We start from the raw sequence: 18,389 nt of genomic DNA on the forward strand, positions 1-18,389 counted from the left end.
GCCCCTACGGCGACTACTACGTCTGGGCCGACGACGACAAGCAGTACCAGGACGCGCGGATCATCTTCGTCGACACCGAGGCCTCCAACTGGACGTACGACCCGGTACGGGGGCAGTACTACTGGCACCGCTTCTTCTCCCACCAGCCGGACCTGAACTACGAGAACCCGGCGGTGCAGGAGGAGATGATCTCCGCGCTGAAGTTCTGGCTGGACCTGGGCATCGACGGCTTCCGGCTGGACGCGGTGCCCTACCTGTACCAGCAGGAGGGCACCAACTGCGAGAACCTGCCGGCCACGCACGCCTTCCTGAAGCGGGTCCGCAAGGAGATCGACACCCAGTACCCCGACACGGTGCTCCTCGCGGAGGCCAACCAGTGGCCCGAGGACGTCGTCGACTACTTCGGCGACTACCGCGCCGGCGGCGACGAATGCCACATGGCCTTCCACTTCCCCGTCATGCCCCGCATCTTCATGGCCGTGCGCCGCGAGTCCCGCTACCCCGTCTCCGAGATCCTCGCCAAGACCCCCGCCATCCCCTCCAACTGCCAGTGGGGCATCTTCCTGCGCAACCACGACGAACTGACCCTGGAGATGGTCACCGACGAGGAACGCGACTACATGTGGGCCGAGTACGCCAAGGACCCCCGCATGCGCGCCAACATCGGCATCCGCCGCCGCCTGGCCCCCCTCCTGGACAACGACCGCAACCAGATCGAACTCTTCACCGCCCTGCTCCTCGCCCTGCCCGGCTCGCCGATCATCTACTACGGCGACGAGATCGGCATGGGCGACAACATCTGGCTCGGCGACCGCGACGCCGTGCGCACCCCCATGCAGTGGACCCCCGACCGCAACGCCGGCTTCTCCTCCTGCGACCCCGGACGCCTCTTCCTGCCCACGATCATGGACCCCGTCCACGGCTACCAGGTCACCAACGTCGAGGCCTCCATGGCCTCCCCCTCCTCCCTGCTCCACTGGACCCGCCGCATGATCGAGATCCGCAAGCAGAACCCCGCCTTCGGACTCGGCACCTACACCGAACTGCCCTCCTCCAACCCCGCCGTCCTCGCCTTCCTCCGCGAGTACGAGGACGACCTCGTACTCTGCGTCAACAACTTCTCACGCTTCGCACAACCCACCGAGCTGGACCTCAGCGCCTTCGACGGACGCCACCCGGTCGAGCTGTTCGGCGGCGTGCGCTTCCCGGCCGTCGGCGAACTGCCGTACCTGCTCACCCTCGGGGGCCACGGCTTCTACTGGTTCCGGCTCCGCAAGGACGCCGTGTAGAAGGCCGGGGCGGGGCGGTTTCCACCGCTCCGCCCGGGGCACGCATCAGTAACGCCCCCGCCCACCGGCGGCGCCTTCGCGGCAAGCCGAAGAAGGGGAAAGGACGCGACGCCATGTCGGAAGCCGTCACCCGTACCGTCACGAGCCCGCCCGGCCTCCTTGCGTCACTGGATCCACTGCTGAGGGAGTGGCTGCCGCGGCAACGCTGGTTCGCGGGCAAGGGCCGCCCGGTCACCGGGTTCGCCCTGGTCTCGGCCACCGAACTGCTGCCGCCCACCGCCAAGCTGGGCCTGTACCACCTGCTCGTGCGCGCCCACCAGTCACTGCAGCCGGGTCACAGCGGCCAGGAACAGCCCGGCGACTGCTACCAGCTCCTCATAGGCGTGCGCGAGGCGCTGCCGCCCCGGCTCGCGCCCGCGCTGATCGGTCATGTGTCGCGGGGCCCCCTGGCCGGACAGACGGTCTACGAGGCCCTGCACGACACCCGGCCCGCCGAACTGCTCCTGGAGGCCTTGCGCACCCGGGCGCGGATCGGCGGGCTCCGCTTCGAGCGGGACCCGCGCCGGGAGATCAGGCCCGGCCTGGTGCCGCGCCTGATGACCGCCGAGCAGTCGAACACGTCGGTCGTCTACGGAGATACGTTCATTCTGAAGCTGCTGCGCCGGATCGTGCCGGGGATCAACCCCGATCTGGAGCTGCCGCTGGCGCTGGCCCGCGAGGGCTGCCCCCGGGTGCCCCCGCCCACGGCCTGGCTGGTCGCGGACCCCGACGACGCACCGGACCCGCCGCCCCCGGCCGAACCGTACGTCCTGGGGGTCCTGCAGCCCTTCGTGCAGGGCGCGACGGACGGCTGGGAGCTGGCGCTGCGGGAGCTGGCCAAGGGGCAGGACTTCACCGCCGAGGCGCGGGCCCTCGGACGTGCCACCGCCGAGGTGCACACCGCGCTGGCCCGGGCGCTGCCGACGGTCACCCTGGGTCACACCCAGCTCCGCACGATCGTCCACGGCATGACCGAGCGGCTCGAGGCGGCCGTGCAGGCGGTGCCCGCCCTGCGGCCGTACGCGGCCGGGCTGCGCTCGGCGTTCACGGCGCTGGACGACCTGGCCGCCGAGGGCGGCACCTGGACCGCCCAGCGGGTGCACGGGGACCTGCACCTGGGCCAGTGCCTGCGGTCCCCGGCCAAGGGCCCCTCCCCCGCTCCCGGCAGTGGGGGTGAGTGGTCGCTGATCGACTTCGAGGGCGAACCGGCCCGGCCGCTGGCCGAGCGCCGGATGCCCCAGCCCGCGGTCCGGGACGTGGCCGGCATGCTGCGGTCCTTCGACTACGCGGCGCGTTCGGCGGACCCGCCCCAGCCGGAGTGGGCCGAGCACTGCCGGGCGGCGTACTGCTCCGGGTACGCGGAGACCGCGGGCCGGGATCCGCGCACCGACCCGGTGCTGCTGCGCGCGTACGAGATCGACAAGGCGGTCTACGAGGTGGTCTACGAAGCCCGGCACCGGCCCGAGTGGCTCCCCGTACCGCTGGCCGCCGTGCGGCGGCTCGCCTCGCCCGACCCGACCTGACCCACCCGACCTTCGTCCAGGAGGCCTCGCCCGTGATCCCCCGCCCCGAGTCCAGCGGTCCGCATCCGGAGCAGCCGGCCGAGCAGAAGCCCGCGGCAGCCGAGCCGACGGGGACGGCCGCCGCCGGCAAGACGGTGACGAAGAAGGCGGCCGCGAAGAAGAAGGCGCCCGTGCCCGTGGAGGCGGCGCCCGTGAAGAAGGCGGCGGCTGCCGAGCCCGTCGCGAAGAAGACGGTGGCGAAGAAGGCCACCGCGAAGAAGGCCCCCACGAAGAAAGCCGTTGCGAAGAAGGCCGTGACGAAGAAGACCGCGGCACAGAAGGCCGTGGCGAAGAAGACCGTGGCACGGAAGACGGCGGCGAAGAAGACCGTGGCGAAGAAGGCCCCCGCCCGGAAGGCGGGCGCGGGGGCGCCCGAGCCCGCCACCGCGCAGTCCCTCCCCCCCGAGATGGAGATCGCCGTCTCCCCCGCCGTGGACGCCGCCGACCGGGAACGGCTGCTGAGCGGTACGCACCACGCCCCGCACTCCGTGCTGGGCGCGCATCCCGTGCCCGGCGGGGTCGTCTTCCGGGTGTTCAGGCCGTACGCCCTCGCGGTGACCGTCCTGTCCGGCGGCCTCGGCGTCGAGCTGCACGACGACGGGGAGGGGTTCTTCTCGGGGCTGCTGCCGCTGTCCGGGGTTCCGGCCTACCGGCTGCGTGTGACGTACGAGGGGACGGTGCAGGAGACCGAGGACGCGTACCGCTTCCTGCCCACGCTCGGCGAGCTGGACCTGCATCTGATCGGTGAGGGCCGGCACGAGGAGCTGTGGACGGTGCTGGGCGCGCACCCGATGACCCACCAGGGCGTGGCCGGCACCCGTTTCTCGGTGTGGGCGCCGAACGCGCGCGGGGTGCGGGTGGCCGGCGGCTTCAACTTCTGGGACGCCTCCGGCTTCCCCATGCGGTCGCTGGGCTCGACGGGGGTCTGGGAGCTGTTCGTGCCCGGGATCGGCGAGGGCGAGCTGTACAAGTTCGAGATCACCCGCCCCGACGGGTCGAAGACGATGCGGGCCGACCCGCTGGCCCGCCGCACGGAGGTCCCGCCGGCCACCTCGTCCGTCGTCACCGCCTCGCACTACGAGTGGGGCGACGCGGAGTGGCTGGAGCGGAGGGCGGACGTGCCCGCCCACCGGGCACCGTTCTCGGCGTACGAGGTGCACCTGGCGTCCTGGCGTCCCGGACTGACGTACCGTCAGCTGGCCGAGCAGCTCCCGGCGTACGTCAAGGACCTGGGCTTCACGCACGTCGAGCTGATGCCGGTCGCCGAGCACCCCTTCGGCGGCTCCTGGGGCTACCAGGTCACCGGCTTCTACGCGCCGACGGCCCGCCTCGGCACCCCCGACGACTTCAGGTACCTGGTGGACGCGCTGCACCGGGCCGGCATCGGCGTGATCATGGACTGGGTGCCGGCGCACTTCCCGCGCGACGAGTGGGCGCTGGCCGAGTTCGACGGCCGGCCCCTGTACGAGCACGAGGATCCGCTGCGGGCCGCGCACCCGGACTGGGGCACCCTGGAGTTCGACTTCGGGCGGCGCGAGGTGCGCAACTTCCTGGTGGCCAACGCGCTGTACTGGTGCGAGGAGTTCCACATCGACGGCCTGCGGGTGGACGCGGTCGCCTCGATGCTCTACCTCGACTACTCGCGCGAGCCGGGCCAGTGGACGCCGAACGAGCACGGCGGCCGGGAGAACCTGGACGCGGTGGCGTTCCTGCAGGAGATGAACGCGACCGTGTACCGCAGGGTGCCGGGCGTGGTGACCATCGCGGAGGAGTCCACGGCGTGGGACGGCGTCACCCGGGCCACCCACCACCAGGGCCCCAGCGGTTTCGGCGGGCTCGGCTTCGGGCTGAAGTGGAACATGGGCTGGATGCACGACTCGCTCCAGTACATGAGCCACGAGCCGGTCCACCGCCGGTACCACCACGGCGAGATGACGTTCTCGATGGTGTACGCCTACAGCGAGAACTACGTGCTGCCGATCTCCCACGACGAGGTGGTGCACGGCAAGCGGTCCCTGGTCTCCAAGATGCCGGGTGACTGGTGGCAGCAGCGCGCCGGCCTGCGCGCCTACCTCGCCTACATGTGGGCCCACCCCGGCAAGCAACTGCTCTTCATGGGACAGGAGTTCGCCCAGGGCGCCGAGTGGTCGGAGGCGCGCGGCCCGGACTGGTGGCTGCTGGACCCGCACTACGGCGCCGAGGCCGACCACCGCGGCGTGCGCGACCTGGTGCGCGACCTCAACACCGTCTACGCGCACACCCCGGCGCTGTGGCGTCGCGACACCGAGCCGGACGGTTTCCGCTGGGTGGCCGGGGACGCGGCCGAGGACAACGTGCTCGCCTTCCTGCGGTACGACGGCGACGGCTCGCCGCTGCTCGCGGTGTGCCACTTCGCCCCGGTGGTCCGGCACGACTACCGGATCGGCGTCCCCGACGACGTGCCCGCCTGGCACGAGGTCCTGAACACCGACGCCGGCCGCTACGGCGGCGGCGGCATCGCGAATCCGGACCCGGTCAAGCCGGAGGCGCGGGGGCGGCACGGCCATCCGGCGAGCATCCGGCTGACCCTGCCGCCCCTGGCGACGGTGTGGCTGCGTCCGGCCTGACCTGCGGTCCGGTTCCTACGCCAGGGCGTCGGCCAGCGGCCTCGGCAGCGGTCCGGTGTGCAGTACGCCGAGCCGCTGGGTGGCGCGGGTGAGCGCCACGTACAGGTCGCTGGTGCCGTAGCGCCCCGGCTCGGCCACGAGGACCGAGTCGAACTCCAGCCCCTTGGCCTGGCGCGGGTCGAGCAGGACGACGTCGTGCGTCAGGTCGGGTTCCGCGCCCGCCGTCACCCCTTCCAGCCGGGCGGCCAGGGCGCGGTGCAGGTCGCGCGGGGCGATGACGGCGAGGCGGCCCTCCGCGGGGGTGAGGTCCGCGACGGCCTCGGCGACGGCGCCGGGCAGGTCGTCGGTGGCGCGGGCCCAGGGGCGTACGCCGGTGGACCGCACCGAGCCGGGCGGCTCGAAGCCGGGGTGCTCCGCGCGGACCACGGCCGCGGCGACGTCCATGATCTCGGCCGGGGTGCGGTAGTTGACGCCGAGCCGGGTGTGCTCCCAGCGGTCCTCGACGTAGGGGCCGAGGATGTCGGCCCAGGCGCCGACCCCGCCCGCCTCCGAGGTCTGCACCGGGTCGCCGACCAGGGTCATCGCACGGGTGGGACTGCGCCGCATCAGCAGCCGCCAGGCCATCGGCGACAGTTCCTGCGCCTCGTCGACGATGATGTGCCCGAACGCCCAGGTGCGGTCGGCGGCGGCGCGCTCGGCGGTGCTGCGGTGGTCCTCCTCCTCGTGCCGCTCGGCGAAGCGTTCGGCGTCGATGATGTCGTGTGCGGACAGCACCTCGGAGGACTCGGGGTCGTCGTCCTCCTTGTCCTCGAACTCGAAGGTCCGGGAGGCGTAGGAGACGTCCAGCACGCCCTGCGCGAAGGCGATCTGCGTCCGCCGCTCGTGTTCGGCCCGCTCGCGGACGAGCCGGTCGTCCTCGCCGAGCAGTTCGGCGGCCTCGTCGAGCAGGGGCACGTCGGAGACGGTCCAGTGCCGGGTGACCGGACGGCGGATCGCGGCGGCGTCCTCCTCGGACAGACGGCCCTCGGGGGCGGCGAGGAGGTCGGCGACCAGGCGCTGCGGGGTGAGCCGGGGCCACAACCGGTCGATGGCGGACCAGACCTCGGGGTTCTCGGCGAGTTCGTCGCGGATCTGGGTGATGTCGCTGGGGTCGAGCAGGTTGGAGCCGTCGTACGGGTCGGTGCCGATGCGTTCGGCGACCATGTCGGTGAGCGCGTTGAGGATGTGGCCCTCGAAGTGCTCCCGGGCCGCGTTGTGCGGCAGCCTGGCGGCGCGGGTGCGTTCGCGGGCGACGTTCACCAGGCCGTCGTCGAGCATGAGGATCTCGCGGTCGTGCTCGATCGTGATCACCGGGTCGGGCAGCGCCTGCCGGTCGCGTACGGCCTCGGCGAGCACGTCGGCCATCTCCGCCCGCCCCTTGACGGCGGCGGCCTCGGGGGTGTCGGTCCGGGTGGTCCGTACGCCGGGGAACAGTTCGCCGACGGTGGCCAGCAGCACCCCGGTCTCGCCGAGGCTGGGCAGCACCTCGCCGATGTAGCCGAGGAACGCCGGGTTGGGGCCGACGATCAGGACGGCGCGGCGGGCGAGCAGTTCGCGGTGCTCGTAGAGCAGGTAGGCGGCGCGGTGCAGGGCGACGGCGGTCTTGCCGGTGCCGGGGCCGCCCTCGACCACCAGGACGCCGCGGTGCGGGGCGCGGATGATGCGGTCCTGGTCGGCCTGGATGGTGCGCACGATGTCGCCCATGCGGCCGGTGCGCGCCGAGCCGAGCGCGGCGAGCAGCACCGCGTCGCCCGTCGGGTCCTCGTGGCCGGTGCGGGTCTCGTCACCGAGGTCGAGGATCTCGTCGTGCAGGGCGGTGACCTCGCGGCCCTCGGTGGAGATGTGGCGGCGGCGCCTGAGGCCCATCGGGGTGTGGCCGGTGGCCAGGTAGAACGGCCGGGCGACGTCGGCGCGCCAGTCGATGAGGACGGGGGTGCGCTCGGTGTCGTCGGCGCGCAGGCCGATGCGGCCGATGTGGTGGGTGTCCCCCGAGGAGAGGTCGATCCGGCCGAAGCAGAGGGAGCCGTCCACCGCGTTCAGCGCGGCGAGCAGCCCGGAGCGCTCGGCGACGAGGATGTCCCGCTCCAGCCGGGCCTGCATGGGGGTGTCGCCCTGGGCGAGCGCTTGCGTGACGGAGACCTCGGCGTCGCCGCGCAGGAGGTCCACGCGTGCGTACAGTCCGTCGATGAATTCCTGTTCCTGGCGCAATTCATCGTCCGGAAATTCGGTGTTTGACAATTCCACTCCCGCCCGGATATACTGTGCTCATCGAACTTCACCGCGACTTGTTTCTCCTGAAGTCGCGAACCAATGAATATACGCAAAGAAAACCCCCGGGCGCAATTGCCCGGGGGTTTTCTTGTGCGGATACGCCGCGGATACGCCGCGGATACGCTGCCGACCGACTGCCGCTTCGCGGGTCAGAGCGCGTCCGCCGGCTCCTCCAGCAGCCGCCGCCCGGACCTGGCCCCCGCCATCGACCGCAGCGGCTCCCCGTCGCGGAACACCATGCAGGTCGGCATCGACAGCACCTGGTACGCGTTGGCCGTCCCGGGATCGGCGTCCACATTCAGCTGGACCGCCTTCAGGTGAACCACCTTCGGCCGGCTGGCCTCCTCGACGGCCGGCGCGCTCAGCACCGGGGCCGTCCGCCGGCACGGCGGGCACCGGTCGGCCGTGGCCCCCACCAGCACCGGCGGCTCCGCCCCGATCACCTCCGCGGCGAAGTCCGCGTCCGTGTGGTGGTCCCGGCCCGTGCGGCCGGCTCGCCGATTCGCGTACCGCCGAACGCAGACCTTGACGTCGGCGTCAGGGCGAGGGCGGACCGGACGGAAAAAGCCGGGCGACGGGCTCACGGGGGGGGGAGGAGCCCGCCGCTCGGCGGTGCGGGAGACCCGGCCTCGGGCCTCCGGCGACCGGGGGGCTGAGCTACGGGGGAGTACCCAGCCGCCCGGGGTCTGCGGGGAGTGGCGCCGGCCGTCAGGCCCTGGCGAGTTCCTTCTCGCCGCCCTGCCCGGGCGCGGCGGCGCGGGAGTCGTCCGGCTTCCCGGTGCCGTGGTCGTCCAGCAGGGTCCGCTCGTCGAAGGGGGCACGGCCGGCGAGGACCTCGGTCACCCGCTCCTTGTCGATCTCCTTGGTCCAGGTGCCGACCAGCACGGTGGCGACCGCGTTGCCCGCGAAGTTGGTCAGGGCGCGGGCCTCGCTCATGAAGCGGTCGATGCCGACGATGAGGCCGATGCCGTCCACCAGGGCGGGCTTGTGCGACTGCAGACCGCCGGCCAGCGTCGCCAGGCCCGCTCCGGTGACACCGGCGGCGCCCTTCGAGGCGACCAGCAGGAACAGCAGCAGCGGGATCTGCTCGCCGAGGGACATCGGCGTGCCCATGGCGTCGGCGATGAACAGCGAGGCCATGGTCATGTAGATCATGGTGCCGTCGAGGTTGAAGGAGTAGCCGGTCGGGACGGTGATGCCGACCACCGGCTTGCTGACGCCCAGGTGCTCCATCTTCGCGATGAGCCGCGGCAGCGCCGACTCGGAGGAGGAGGTGGACAGGATCAGCAGGAACTCGCGGCCCAGGTACTTGAACAGGGTGAGGATGTTCAGTCCGGCGACGATCCGCAGCAGCGCGCCGAGCACCAGGAAGACGAACAGCACGCAGGTGACGTAGAAGCCGAGCATCAGCACCGCGAGGCTCTTGAGCGCGTCCAGGCCGGCCGAGCCGGTGACCGCGGCCATGGCGCCGAAGGCACCGATCGGGGCCGCCCACATGATCATGGCCAGCACGCGGAAGACGAGGCGCTGGATGTGCTCGATGCCGCGCAGGATCGGCTGGCCGGCATTGCCCATGGCCTGCAGCGCGAAGCCGCAGAGCAGGGCGACGAGCAGGGTCTGCAGGACCTCGCCCTGGGTGAACGCGGACACGATCGTGGTCGGGATGATGCCGAGCAGGAACTCGGTGGTGTCCTTCGCCTCGGAGTCGATCTGCGCGTGGCCGGTCTCCTTGACCGCGTCGGTGACCGCGAGGCCGGTGCCCGGGTCCAGGACGTTGCCGACGACCAGACCGATGCCCAGCGCGACCAGTGACATGACCAGGAAGTAGGCCATGGCGATGCCGCCGACGGCGCCGACCTTGGCGGCCTTGCGCACGGAGCCGATGCCCAGCACGATCGTGCAGAAGATGATCGGCGAGATCATCATCTTGATCAGGTTCACGAACCCGGTGCCGATCGGCTTGAGCTCGACCGCGAAGTCGGGTGCGATCAGGCCGACGGCGATACCGAGGGCTACCGCGATGATCACCGCGATGTAGAGATAGTGCGTGCGGTCCCGCTTCGCGCGGGGTGCGGCAGGTGCCGTATCGGCTGTGCTGGTCACGGCGGCCCTCCTTGACGACGTCGTCGGCATCACCGGCGTGCGGCTCACGTCCGGGGGATGGTTCGGGGAATGCCGTGACTATGTCCTGTCCTGTGAGCGCGGTCACCCTTCCGTTCATTTAGTTCACCGCGGGGCGGAGAGGCAGACTGGCGGCATGCGCATCCCCGTCCCCGCACCCCGCAGCCTCGCGGGCCAGCTCTTCGCCATGCAGGCCGTGCTCATCGCGGTCGTCGTGGCCGGGTACGCGCTGTTCACCTACGTCAGCGACCGCAGCCAGGCCGAGCAGGCGGCGGGCAGCCAGGCCACCTCGGTGGCCCGCGCGGTCGCCGACTCCCCCTCCGTGCGGGAGGCGATCCGCACCTCCGACCCCTCGGCGCGGCTCCAGCCGTACGCGGTGGCGGTGGTGCGCGACACGGAGGTCGACTTCGTCACGATCATGAACCCGCGGGGCATCCGCTGGACCCATCCCGACCCGGACCAGATCGGCCTGGCCTTCCAGGGCCACACGGGCCCGGCGCTGCAGGGCCGCACCTTCACCGAGACCTACACCGGCACCCTCGGCCCGTCGGTCCGGGCGGTCACCCCGGTCCGGGACGGCGACCGGATCGTCGGCCTGGTCAGCGCGGGCATAAAGGTCGAGGAGATCAGCCAGCGCGCCCAGGGGCAGCTTACGGCGCTGCTCGCGGTCGCGGCCGGCGCCCTCGGGCTCGGCGCGATCGGCACGTACGTCGTCAACGCCCGGCTGCGCCGGCACACCCACGGCATGAACGCGACCGAGCTCAGCCACATGCACGACTACCATCAGGCCGCGCTGCACGCCGTGCGCGAGGGGCTGCTGATGCTGGACGGCCAGTACCGGGTGGCGCTGATCAACGACGGCGGCCGGGAACTGCTGGGCGTCGGCCGGGAGGAGGACGTGGTGGGCAGACCGGTGGCCGAACTGGGGCTTCCGGCACCGCTGACGGGCGCGCTGCTCGCCTCGGAGCCCCGGGTCGACGAGGTGCACCTGACGGCGGACCGGGTGCTGGCGGTGAACACCTCCCCGGTCACCGGCGGCGAGCGGCGCGGTGCGGTGGTGACCCTGCGGGACGTGACCGAGCTGCAGTCGCTGATGGGCGAGCTGGACTCCGAGCGGGGCTTCACCCAGGCGCTGCGCTCCCAGGCGCACGAGGCCGCCAACCGGCTGCACACCGTGGTCTCGCTGATCGAGCTGGGCCGGGCCGAGGAGGCGGTGGACTTCGCGACCGCCGAGCTGGAGCTGGCCCAGGCGCTCACCGACCAGGTGGTGGCGGCGGTGAGCGAGCCGGTGCTCGCGGCGCTGCTGCTGGGCAAGACGGCCCAGGCCAACGAGCGGGGCGTGGAGCTGGTGGTGTCGGCCGACAGCCGCCTGGACGACGGCCTGCTGCCGGACGCCCTGCCCGCCCGGGACCTGGTGACCATCCTCGGCAATCTGATCGACAACGCCGTGGACGCGGCACAGGGCGGGACGCACCCGCGGGTGACGGTGACGGCGCTGACCGAGGACCGCTCCGAGCTGATCCTGCGGGTGTCCGACACCGGTCCGGGAGTGGACCCGGACCACGTGGAGGCGGTCTTCCTGCGGGGCTTCACGACCAAGCCGTCCGGGCCGGGCGGACGGGGCCTGGGCCTGGCGCTGGTGCGGCAGGCCGTGGGCCGCCACGGCGGGGCCCTGTCCGTGGCGTCCGCGGAGGGGGGCGGCGCGGTGTTCGAGGCGCGGCTGCCGCTGCGGGACACCGGACCCGCCGGGGCGGTCGCTGCCGGGGCCGCGGCGGTCGCCGAGGGCGCGGGAGGCGCCGGATGAGCGGGCCGCCGATCAGGGTGCTGGTGGTCGAGGACGATCCGGTGGCCGCCGACGCCCACGTGATGTACGTGGGACGGGTGCCGGGATTCGTCGCCGTCGGCAAGGCGCACACCGGGGCGGAGGCCCGCCGGGCGCTGGAGCGCACGCCCGTCGACCTGCTGCTCCTCGATCTGCACCTGCCCGATGTGCACGGACTCCAGCTGGCCCGCTCGCTGCGGGCGGCCGGACACCACGCCGACGTGATCGCGGTGACCTCCGCCCGGGACCTCGCGGTCGTGCGCGAGGGGGTGTCGCTCGGGGTCGTCCAGTACGTGCTGAAGCCGTTCACGTTCGCGACGCTGCGGGACCGCCTGGTGCGCTACGCCGAGTTCCACGCCGCGGTCGGCGAGGCCAGCGGCCAGGACGAGGTGGACCGGGCGCTGGCCGCCCTGCGCGCTCCCGGACCGGCCGCGCTGCCCAAGGGGCTGAGCGCGCCGACGCTGGAGCGGGTGACCCTGGCCCTGCGCGACTCCGGGGAGGGTCTGACGTCCACCGGGGTCGCGGAGGCGGTGGGCATCGCCCGCATCACCGCCCGCCGCTACCTGGAGCATCTGGTGGACACCGGCCGCGCGGCCCGCCGCCCGCAGTACGGCACCGTGGGGCGGCCGGAGCTGCAGTACCGGTGGGTGAGCGGGAGTTGAGGCGCACGAGGCCCTCGCCCGCGTCCGGGGGCAATCGGGCGCACACGCATTGACCTGACCGGACCGGTCCTCTTACGTTCGCCACGCAGCCGTCCCGGCCCACAGCGTCGTGTGTCCGTAGGAGGTCGTGCCCGTGCGCCTTGTTGCCGCCCGCCCCCGCCCAACCGCCCGCCTCACCGCGTTCGTCGCTCTCGCCGCCGTCACCCCGCTGGTGCTGACCGCCTGCGGCGGCGGGTCCGGCGATCCAGGAGGCCATGGAGGGGGTGACCACGGGTGACCTGTCGGTCGAGGAGGCCGCGCGCGGCTACGACGACGCGCTGAGGGACGCCACCGGCGGCCGGGTCGTCGAGAAGTGAGCACCGCGCGCCGGTTACTCCCCCGCTTCCTGCCCCTCACCCCCGCGCTGGTCCTGCTGCTGCTGTTCCTCGCGGGTCCGATCGCGTACTGCGTCCTCATCGCCTTCACCGATCTCCAGCTGACCGGTCAGGCCGAGGAGTCGTTCGTCGGCCTGGAGAACTTCCGGCGGGCGTTCGCGGACCGGGAGTTCCTCGACGCCGTGTGGCTGACGCTGGTGTTCACCGTGCTGTCGTCACACTGCAGACGCTGTCGGTGTTCGGGCTGATCCGGGTGATGACGCGGGGCGGTCCCGGCGGGAGGAGCCGGACGCTGCCGCTGTTCATGTACGAACAGGCCTTCCGGAACAGCCTGATCGGCTACGGCACGGCCGTCGCACTGCTGCTTCTGCTGGTCGGCTCGCTGTTCTCCCTCCTGTACATGCGTCTGCTGCGGACGGAGGTCTGACCCGCCATGGCACAGCGCCTGTCCTCCCGCCGCGCCTCCCGCCGGCTGGCCGCCGACGCCGCGCTGCTCGTCGTCGCCGCCGCGTTCGTCCTGCCGCTCGCCTGGGTGGTGCTGTCCGCGCTGGATCCGCGCGCCGGTCTGCGGGTGAAGGTCCCCGACGGGCTCACCCCGGACCACTGAGCATCAACGACTTCTTCGGCAACCGCGGCATGGTGGCGTACGGGCAGCTCGCCGCGTTCTCGATCGTCTACTCGACACCGGTGATCCTGCTGTACGTGCTGATCGCGGGCCGGCTGGGCGGGGGGTTCGCGCTGGGCGGGGCGGTCAAGGGGTGAGCGGGGCGGTCGGTTCGCGCCGCGTGCGCGGCTGCCGCCCGGGCGCCCGGACGCGGCGTACGGTCGCCCGGGGACACGGTCCCCGGGCGTCACGGTGCTCCACCGGCCGCACCGGGACCACCAGGGCCACCCGGCCGCCACCCCCGGCCGGGACGGCGGCCGACGACACGTGCTGCCCCCGGCGGCCGGCGCGGCACGGACCGACCCGGCGGCCGGCGGCAGGGGGCGTGGGCTAGAAGACCGACTCCGCCTCGTCCATGCGGTCCTTCGGGACCGTCTTCAGCTCGGTGACCGCCTCCGCCAGCGGAACCATCACGATGTCCGTGCCGCGCAGCGAGGTCATCCTGCCGAAATCGCCCCGGTGCGCGGCCTCCACCGCGTGCCAGCCGAAGCGGGTGGCGAGGACACGGTCGTACGCGGTCGGTACGCCGCCGCGCTGGACGTGTCCCAGGATGACGGGCTTGGCCTCCTTGCCGAGCCGCCGCTCCAGCTCGTAGGCGAGGGCCGTGCCGATGCCCTGGAAGCGCTCGTGACCGAACTTGTCGATCTCGCCCTTGCCGTAGTCCATGGTGCCGTCGGACGGGTGCGCGCCCTCGGCGACGCAGATCACCGCGAACTTCTTGCCGCGCGCGAAGCGTTCCTCGACCATCTTGACCAGCTGGGCCGGGTCGAAGGGGCGCTCGGGCAGGCAGATGCCGTGCGCACCGGCGGCCATGCCGGACTCCAGGGCGATCCAGCCCGCGTGCCGCCCCATGACCTCGACGACCATCACCCGCTGATGGGACTCGGCGGTGGTCTTCAGACGGTCCATCGCCTCGGTGGCGACACCGACGGCGGTGTCGAAGCCGAAGGTGCGGTCGGTGGAGGAGATGTCGTTGTCGATCGTCTTCGGGACGCCGACCACCGGCAGACCGGCGTCGGAGAGCATGCGCGCCGCGGTCAGCGTGCCCTCGCCGCCGATCGGGATCAGCGCGTCGATGCCGAAGTCGCGGATCATGTCGGAGGCGTTCTCGCAGGCCTCGCGCAGCCGGTCGCGCTCCAGCCGGGAGGAGCCGAGGATGGTCCCGCCGCGGGCCAGGATGCCGCTGACCGCGTTGAGGTCGAGCGGGCGGTAGCGCCCGTCCAGCAGACCCGAGTAGCCGTCCTCGAAGCCGATGACCTCGTCGCCGTAGTTGTCGACCGCTCGGTGGACGACCGACCGGATCACTGCGTTCAGGCCGGGGCAGTCGCCGCCTGCCGTGAGAACTCCGATGCGCATCGTGCTGTGTCTCCTGGTCGCTGTCGATACCGGTGAGCCACTGCCGATTCTTTCACGTCCCCCCGTGCGGTGCCGACGCCGGACGGACGGGCGTCCTAGCCAGTGCCGGAGGTATTGTCAAGAGGGATCGGCTCACCTCGGTGGGCGATTTTTGTGGCCCGACGACACCCCTTGCGTACCCCGACGAAACGGAGAGCGCGCGTGACCCGCAGCGTGTACGTGACCGGCATCGACCGCGGCGACGGCCGCCAGGTCGTCGAGCTGGGCGTCATGGAGCTCCTGACCCGGCAGGTCGACCGGGTGGGCGTGTTCCGTCCCCTGGTGCACGACGGGCCGGACCGCCTCTTCGAGCTGCTGCGTGCCCGCTACCGGCTCACCCAGGACCCGGCGACCGTCTACGGCCTGGACTACCAGGAGGCGTCCGCGCTCCAGGCCGAGCGGGGCACGGACGAGCTGGTGTCCACCCTCGTCGACCGGTTCCACCGCGTCGCCCGCGACTACGACGTCGTCCTCGTCCTCGGCACCGACTACGCCGACACCCAGTTCCCCGACGAACTCTCCCTGAACGCCCGGCTGGCCAACGAGTTCGGCGCCTCGGTGATCCCGGTCGTGGGCGGCCGCAGGCAGACGGCCGAGTCGGTGCTCGCCGAGACCCGCAACGCCTACCGCGCCTACGACACCCTGGGCTGCGACGTGCTCGCCACGGTGGTCAACCGGGTCGCCCGCGAGGACCGCGACGAGATCGCCGAGCGGCTGGCCACCAGGCTGCCCGTGCCCTGCTACGTGCTGCCGGACGAGCCGGCGCTGTCCGCCCCGACCGTCTCCCAGATCGCGCTCACGCTCGGCGCGAAGGTGGTGCTCGGCGACGACTCCGGGCTCGCCCGCGACGCCCTGGACTTCGTCTTCGGCGGCGCGATGCTGCCGAACTTCCTCGCCGCCCTGACCCCGGGCTGCCTGGTCGTCACCCCGGGCGACCGGGCCGACCTGGTGGTCGGCGCGCTGGCCGCGCACAGCGCCGGCACCCCGCCGATAGCCGGGGTGCTGCTCACCCTGGACGAGGTTCCCGGCGACGACGTCCTCACCCTCGCCGCCCGGCTCGCCCCCGGCACCCCGGTGCTCTCGGTGCCCGGCACCAGTTTCCCCACCGCCGAGCAGCTCTTCTCCCTGGAGGGGAAGCTGAACGCGGCCACCCCGCGCAAGGCGGAGACCGCGCTCGGCCTCTTCGAGCGGTACGCCGACACCGCGGAGCTCACCCGGCGGGTCTCCGCGCCCAGCAGCGACCGCGTCACCCCGATGATGTTCGAGCACAAGCTGCTCGAACAGGCCCGCTCCGGCCTGCGCCGGGTCGTCCTCCCCGAGGGCACCGAGGAGCGGGTGCTGCACGCGGCCGAGGTGCTGCTGCGCCGGGGCGTGTGCGAGCTGACCCTGCTCGGCCCGGTCGACACCATCCGCAAGAAGGCCGCCGACCTCGGCATCGACCTCGGCGACACCCAGCTGATCGACCCCTCCGGCTCCGAGCTGCGGGACGCCTTCGCCGAGCGGTACGCGGCGCTGCGCGCGCACCGGGGCGTCACCGTGGAACTGGCCTACGACGTCGTCTCCGACGTGAACTACTTCGGCACGCTGATGGTGCAGGAGGGCCTCGCCGACGGCATGGTGTCCGGCTCGGTGCACTCCACGGCCGCGACCATCCGGCCGGCCTTCGAGATCATCAAGACCCGCGAGGACGCGCGGATCGTCTCCTCCGTCTTCTTCATGTGCCTGGCCGACAAGGTGCTCGTCTACGGCGACTGCGCGGTCAACCCCGACCCGGACGCCGAGCAGCTGGCCGACATCGCCGTGCAGTCGGCGGTCACCGCCGCCCGGTTCGGGGTGGAGCCGCGGATCGCGATGCTGTCGTACTCCACCGGTACGTCGGGCTCCGGCGCCGACGTGGACAAGGTGCGCGCGGCCACCGAGCTGGTGCGCGCCCGCCGGCCCGATCTGCGGATCGAGGGGCCGATCCAGTACGACGCGGCCGTGGAGCCGTCGGTCGCGGCGACCAAGCTGCCGGACTCCGAGGTCGCCGGGCAGGCGACCGTGCTGATCTTCCCCGACCTGAACACCGGCAACAACACCTACAAGGCCGTGCAGCGCTCGGCCGGCGCCATCGCCGTCGGCCCGGTGCTCCAGGGTCTGCGCAAGCCGGTCAACGACCTGTCCCGGGGCGCCCTCGTCCAGGACATCGTCAACACGGTCGCCATCACGGCGATCCAGGCCCAGACCCCCGCCCCCGCCCCCGCCCCGCACGAGAAGGCAGCCGCCCGGTGAGTTCCGCCCGCCCGTCTCCCCCCACCACCCCGTCCGGCGAGCCGCGCCCGGCCCCTCCCTCCCGTGTCCTCGTCCTCAACTCCGGTTCCTCGTCGGTGAAGTACCAGCTGCTCGACATGCGTGACAGCAGCCGGCTCGCCGCGGGACTGGTCGAGCGGATCGGCGAGCGGACCTCGCTGGTGCGGCACACGCCCGTCGCATCGGGCGGCGCGAGCCGGGAGCGGACCGGCCCGGTCGCCGACCACGGCGCCGCGCTGCGGGCGATGGCCGAGGAACTGGCGGCCGACGGCCTGGGACCGGACTCCCCCGAGCTGGCCGCGATCGGGCACCGCGTGGTGCACGGCGGGAAGCACTTCACCGAGCCGACCGTCGTCGACGACCGGGTGCTCGCCGAGATCGAACGGCTGATCCCGGTGGCCCCGCTGCACAACCCGGCCAACCTGACCGGCATCCGCACCGCGCGGGCGCTGCGCCCGGACCTGCCGCAGGTCGCCGTGTTCGACACCGCCTTCCACACCACGATGCCGGAGGCGGCGGCCCGCTACGCGATCGACGTGGAGACCGCCGACGCGCACCGCATCCGCCGCTACGGCTTCCACGGCACCTCGCACGCGTACGTCTCCCGGGCCACGGCGCGGCTGCTGGGCAAGGCGCCCGAGGAGGTGAACGTCATCGTGCTGCACCTGGGCAACGGGGCCTCCGCCTCGGCCGTGCGGGGCGGGCGGTGCGTGGACACCTCCATGGGGCTGACGCCCTTGGAGGGGCTCGTGATGGGTACGCGGTCGGGAGACATGGACCCGGCCGTCATCTTTCATTTGATGCGTGTTGGCGGAATGTCCGCCGACGAGATCGACACTCTTCTCAACAAGAGGAGCGGTCTCGTCGGACTGTGCGGGGACAACGACATGCGGGAGATCCGCCGCCGGATCGACGAAGGCGACGAACGGGCGAAGCTCGCGTTCGACATCTACATTCACCGTCTGAAGAAGTACATCGGTGCCTATTACGCCGTTCTCGGGCGGGTGGACGCGGTGGCCTTCACCGCCGGGGTCGGCGAGAACGCCGCCGCGGTGCGGGAGGCGGCCGTGGCGGGCCTGGAAGGGCTGGGCCTGGCGGTCGACGGCGGGCGCAACGCCGTGCGCGGGGGCGAGCCGCGGCTGATCTCGCCCGAGGGCGCACGGGTCGCGGTCGCGGTGGTGCCGACGGACGAGGAAATGGAGATCGCACAGCAGACATACGCACTGGTCGGAAAGAACAACTGAGCAGGGACTTCC

Annotated in this window: 11 protein-coding genes and 3 pseudogenes; 10 read left to right on the forward strand and 4 right to left on the reverse strand. The window is 72.4% G+C overall.

The window, feature by feature from the left end; translation table 11 throughout:
* The 3 genes from treS to glgB form a co-directional block, all read left to right on the forward strand.
* Nucleotides 1-1,289: maltose alpha-D-glucosyltransferase (gene treS / locus ACF07S_RS00005; RefSeq protein WP_391973064.1), on the forward strand; the 1,289-nt coding region annotated here is incomplete at its 5' end.
* Nucleotides 1,290-1,402: 113 nt separating this feature from the next.
* Nucleotides 1,403-2,851 (forward strand): maltokinase, encoded by a 1,449-nt coding sequence (locus tag ACF07S_RS00010; RefSeq protein ID WP_391973065.1) that lies wholly within the window; start codon nt 1,403-1,405, stop codon nt 2,849-2,851.
* Nucleotides 2,852-2,883: 32 nt separating this feature from the next.
* Nucleotides 2,884-5,496 carry a 1,4-alpha-glucan branching enzyme gene (gene glgB / locus ACF07S_RS00015; protein ID WP_391973066.1) on the forward strand — a complete coding sequence of 871 codons (2,613 nt, stop codon included), beginning with the start codon at nt 2,884-2,886 and terminating at the stop codon, nt 5,494-5,496.
* A 15-nt stretch (nt 5,497-5,511) separates the two neighbouring features.
* Here the strand turns inward: glgB and ACF07S_RS00020 are convergent, their stop codons facing one another.
* The 3 genes and pseudogenes from ACF07S_RS00020 to ACF07S_RS00030 all read right to left on the reverse strand — a co-directional run bounded on the left by ACF07S_RS00020 (nt 5,512) and on the right by ACF07S_RS00030 (nt 9,909).
* Nucleotides 5,512-7,743, reverse strand: a complete 2,232-nt coding sequence (locus ACF07S_RS00020) for a HelD family protein (protein ID WP_391961856.1) — start codon at nt 7,741-7,743, stop codon at nt 5,512-5,514.
* Between the two features lie 212 nt (nt 7,744-7,955).
* Nucleotides 7,956-8,273 (reverse strand): annotated as a pseudogene (locus tag ACF07S_RS00025) (thioredoxin family protein); the annotation flags it as partial.
* Between the two features lie 241 nt (nt 8,274-8,514).
* On the reverse strand, nt 8,515-9,909 hold the full coding sequence (locus ACF07S_RS00030) for a cation:dicarboxylate symporter family transporter (RefSeq protein WP_391961256.1): 1,395 nt from the start codon (nt 9,907-9,909) through the stop codon (nt 8,515-8,517).
* A gap of 154 nt (nt 9,910-10,063) precedes the next feature.
* Between ACF07S_RS00030 and ACF07S_RS00035 the strand changes: the two genes are divergently transcribed.
* The 5 genes and pseudogenes from ACF07S_RS00035 to ACF07S_RS00055 all read left to right on the forward strand — a co-directional run.
* Nucleotides 10,064-11,731, forward strand: a complete 1,668-nt coding sequence (locus ACF07S_RS00035) for an ATP-binding protein (RefSeq protein WP_391973067.1) — start codon at nt 10,064-10,066, stop codon at nt 11,729-11,731.
* Nucleotides 11,728-12,411 carry a response regulator gene (locus ACF07S_RS00040; protein WP_391973068.1) on the forward strand — a complete coding sequence of 228 codons (684 nt, stop codon included), beginning with the start codon at nt 11,728-11,730 and terminating at the stop codon, nt 12,409-12,411. Before ACF07S_RS00035 ends, ACF07S_RS00040 begins: the two co-directional genes overlap by 4 nt.
* Nucleotides 12,412-12,763: 352 nt before the next feature.
* Nucleotides 12,764-13,212: pseudogene (locus ACF07S_RS00045) on the forward strand (hypothetical protein).
* A gap of 6 nt (nt 13,213-13,218) precedes the next feature.
* Nucleotides 13,219-13,392 carry a hypothetical protein gene (locus ACF07S_RS00050; RefSeq protein ID WP_391961886.1) on the forward strand — a complete coding sequence of 58 codons (174 nt, stop codon included), beginning with the start codon at nt 13,219-13,221 and terminating at the stop codon, nt 13,390-13,392.
* Nucleotides 13,380-13,547 (forward strand): annotated as a pseudogene (locus ACF07S_RS00055) (carbohydrate ABC transporter permease); the annotation flags it as partial. The gene ACF07S_RS00050 and the pseudogene ACF07S_RS00055, both read left to right, overlap by 13 nt.
* A gap of 232 nt (nt 13,548-13,779) precedes the next feature.
* On the opposite strand, the gene ACF07S_RS00060 reads toward ACF07S_RS00055, so the two are convergent.
* Complete coding sequence (locus tag ACF07S_RS00060) at nt 13,780-14,805, reverse strand: ATP-dependent 6-phosphofructokinase (RefSeq protein ID WP_391961259.1); 1,026 nt, start codon at nt 14,803-14,805, stop codon at nt 13,780-13,782.
* A gap of 201 nt (nt 14,806-15,006) precedes the next feature.
* On the opposite strand from ACF07S_RS00060, the gene pta reads away from it, so the two are divergent.
* Complete coding sequence (pta, locus tag ACF07S_RS00065) at nt 15,007-17,115, forward strand: phosphate acetyltransferase (RefSeq protein WP_391961260.1); 2,109 nt, start codon at nt 15,007-15,009, stop codon at nt 17,113-17,115.
* A complete protein-coding gene (locus ACF07S_RS00070) occupies nt 17,112-18,377 on the forward strand; it encodes an acetate kinase (RefSeq protein ID WP_391973069.1) in 1,266 nt (421 codons plus the stop codon). The genes pta and ACF07S_RS00070 overlap by 4 nt, the downstream gene beginning before the upstream one ends.
* Nucleotides 18,378-18,389 lie beyond the last annotated feature (12 nt).

Source organism: Streptomyces sp. NPDC016640, from assembly GCF_043076215.1.
In the GTDB taxonomy this organism is placed as follows: domain Bacteria; phylum Actinomycetota; class Actinomycetes; order Streptomycetales; family Streptomycetaceae; genus Streptomyces.

Coding starts and splice junctions, on each gene's coding strand:
- ACF07S_RS00010 (WP_391973065.1), top strand. CDS start 1,403: ATGTCGGAAGCCGTCACCCGTACCGTCACGAGCCCGCCCGGCCTCCTT.
- ACF07S_RS00035 (WP_391973067.1), top strand. CDS start 10,064: ATGCGCATCCCCGTCCCCGCACCCCGCAGCCTCGCGGGCCAGCTCTTC.
- ACF07S_RS00040 (WP_391973068.1), top strand. CDS start 11,728: ATGAGCGGGCCGCCGATCAGGGTGCTGGTGGTCGAGGACGATCCGGTG.
- ACF07S_RS00050 (WP_391961886.1), top strand. CDS start 13,219: ATGGCACAGCGCCTGTCCTCCCGCCGCGCCTCCCGCCGGCTGGCCGCC.
- ACF07S_RS00060 (WP_391961259.1), bottom strand. CDS start 14,805: ATGCGCATCGGAGTTCTCACGGCAGGCGGCGACTGCCCCGGCCTGAAC.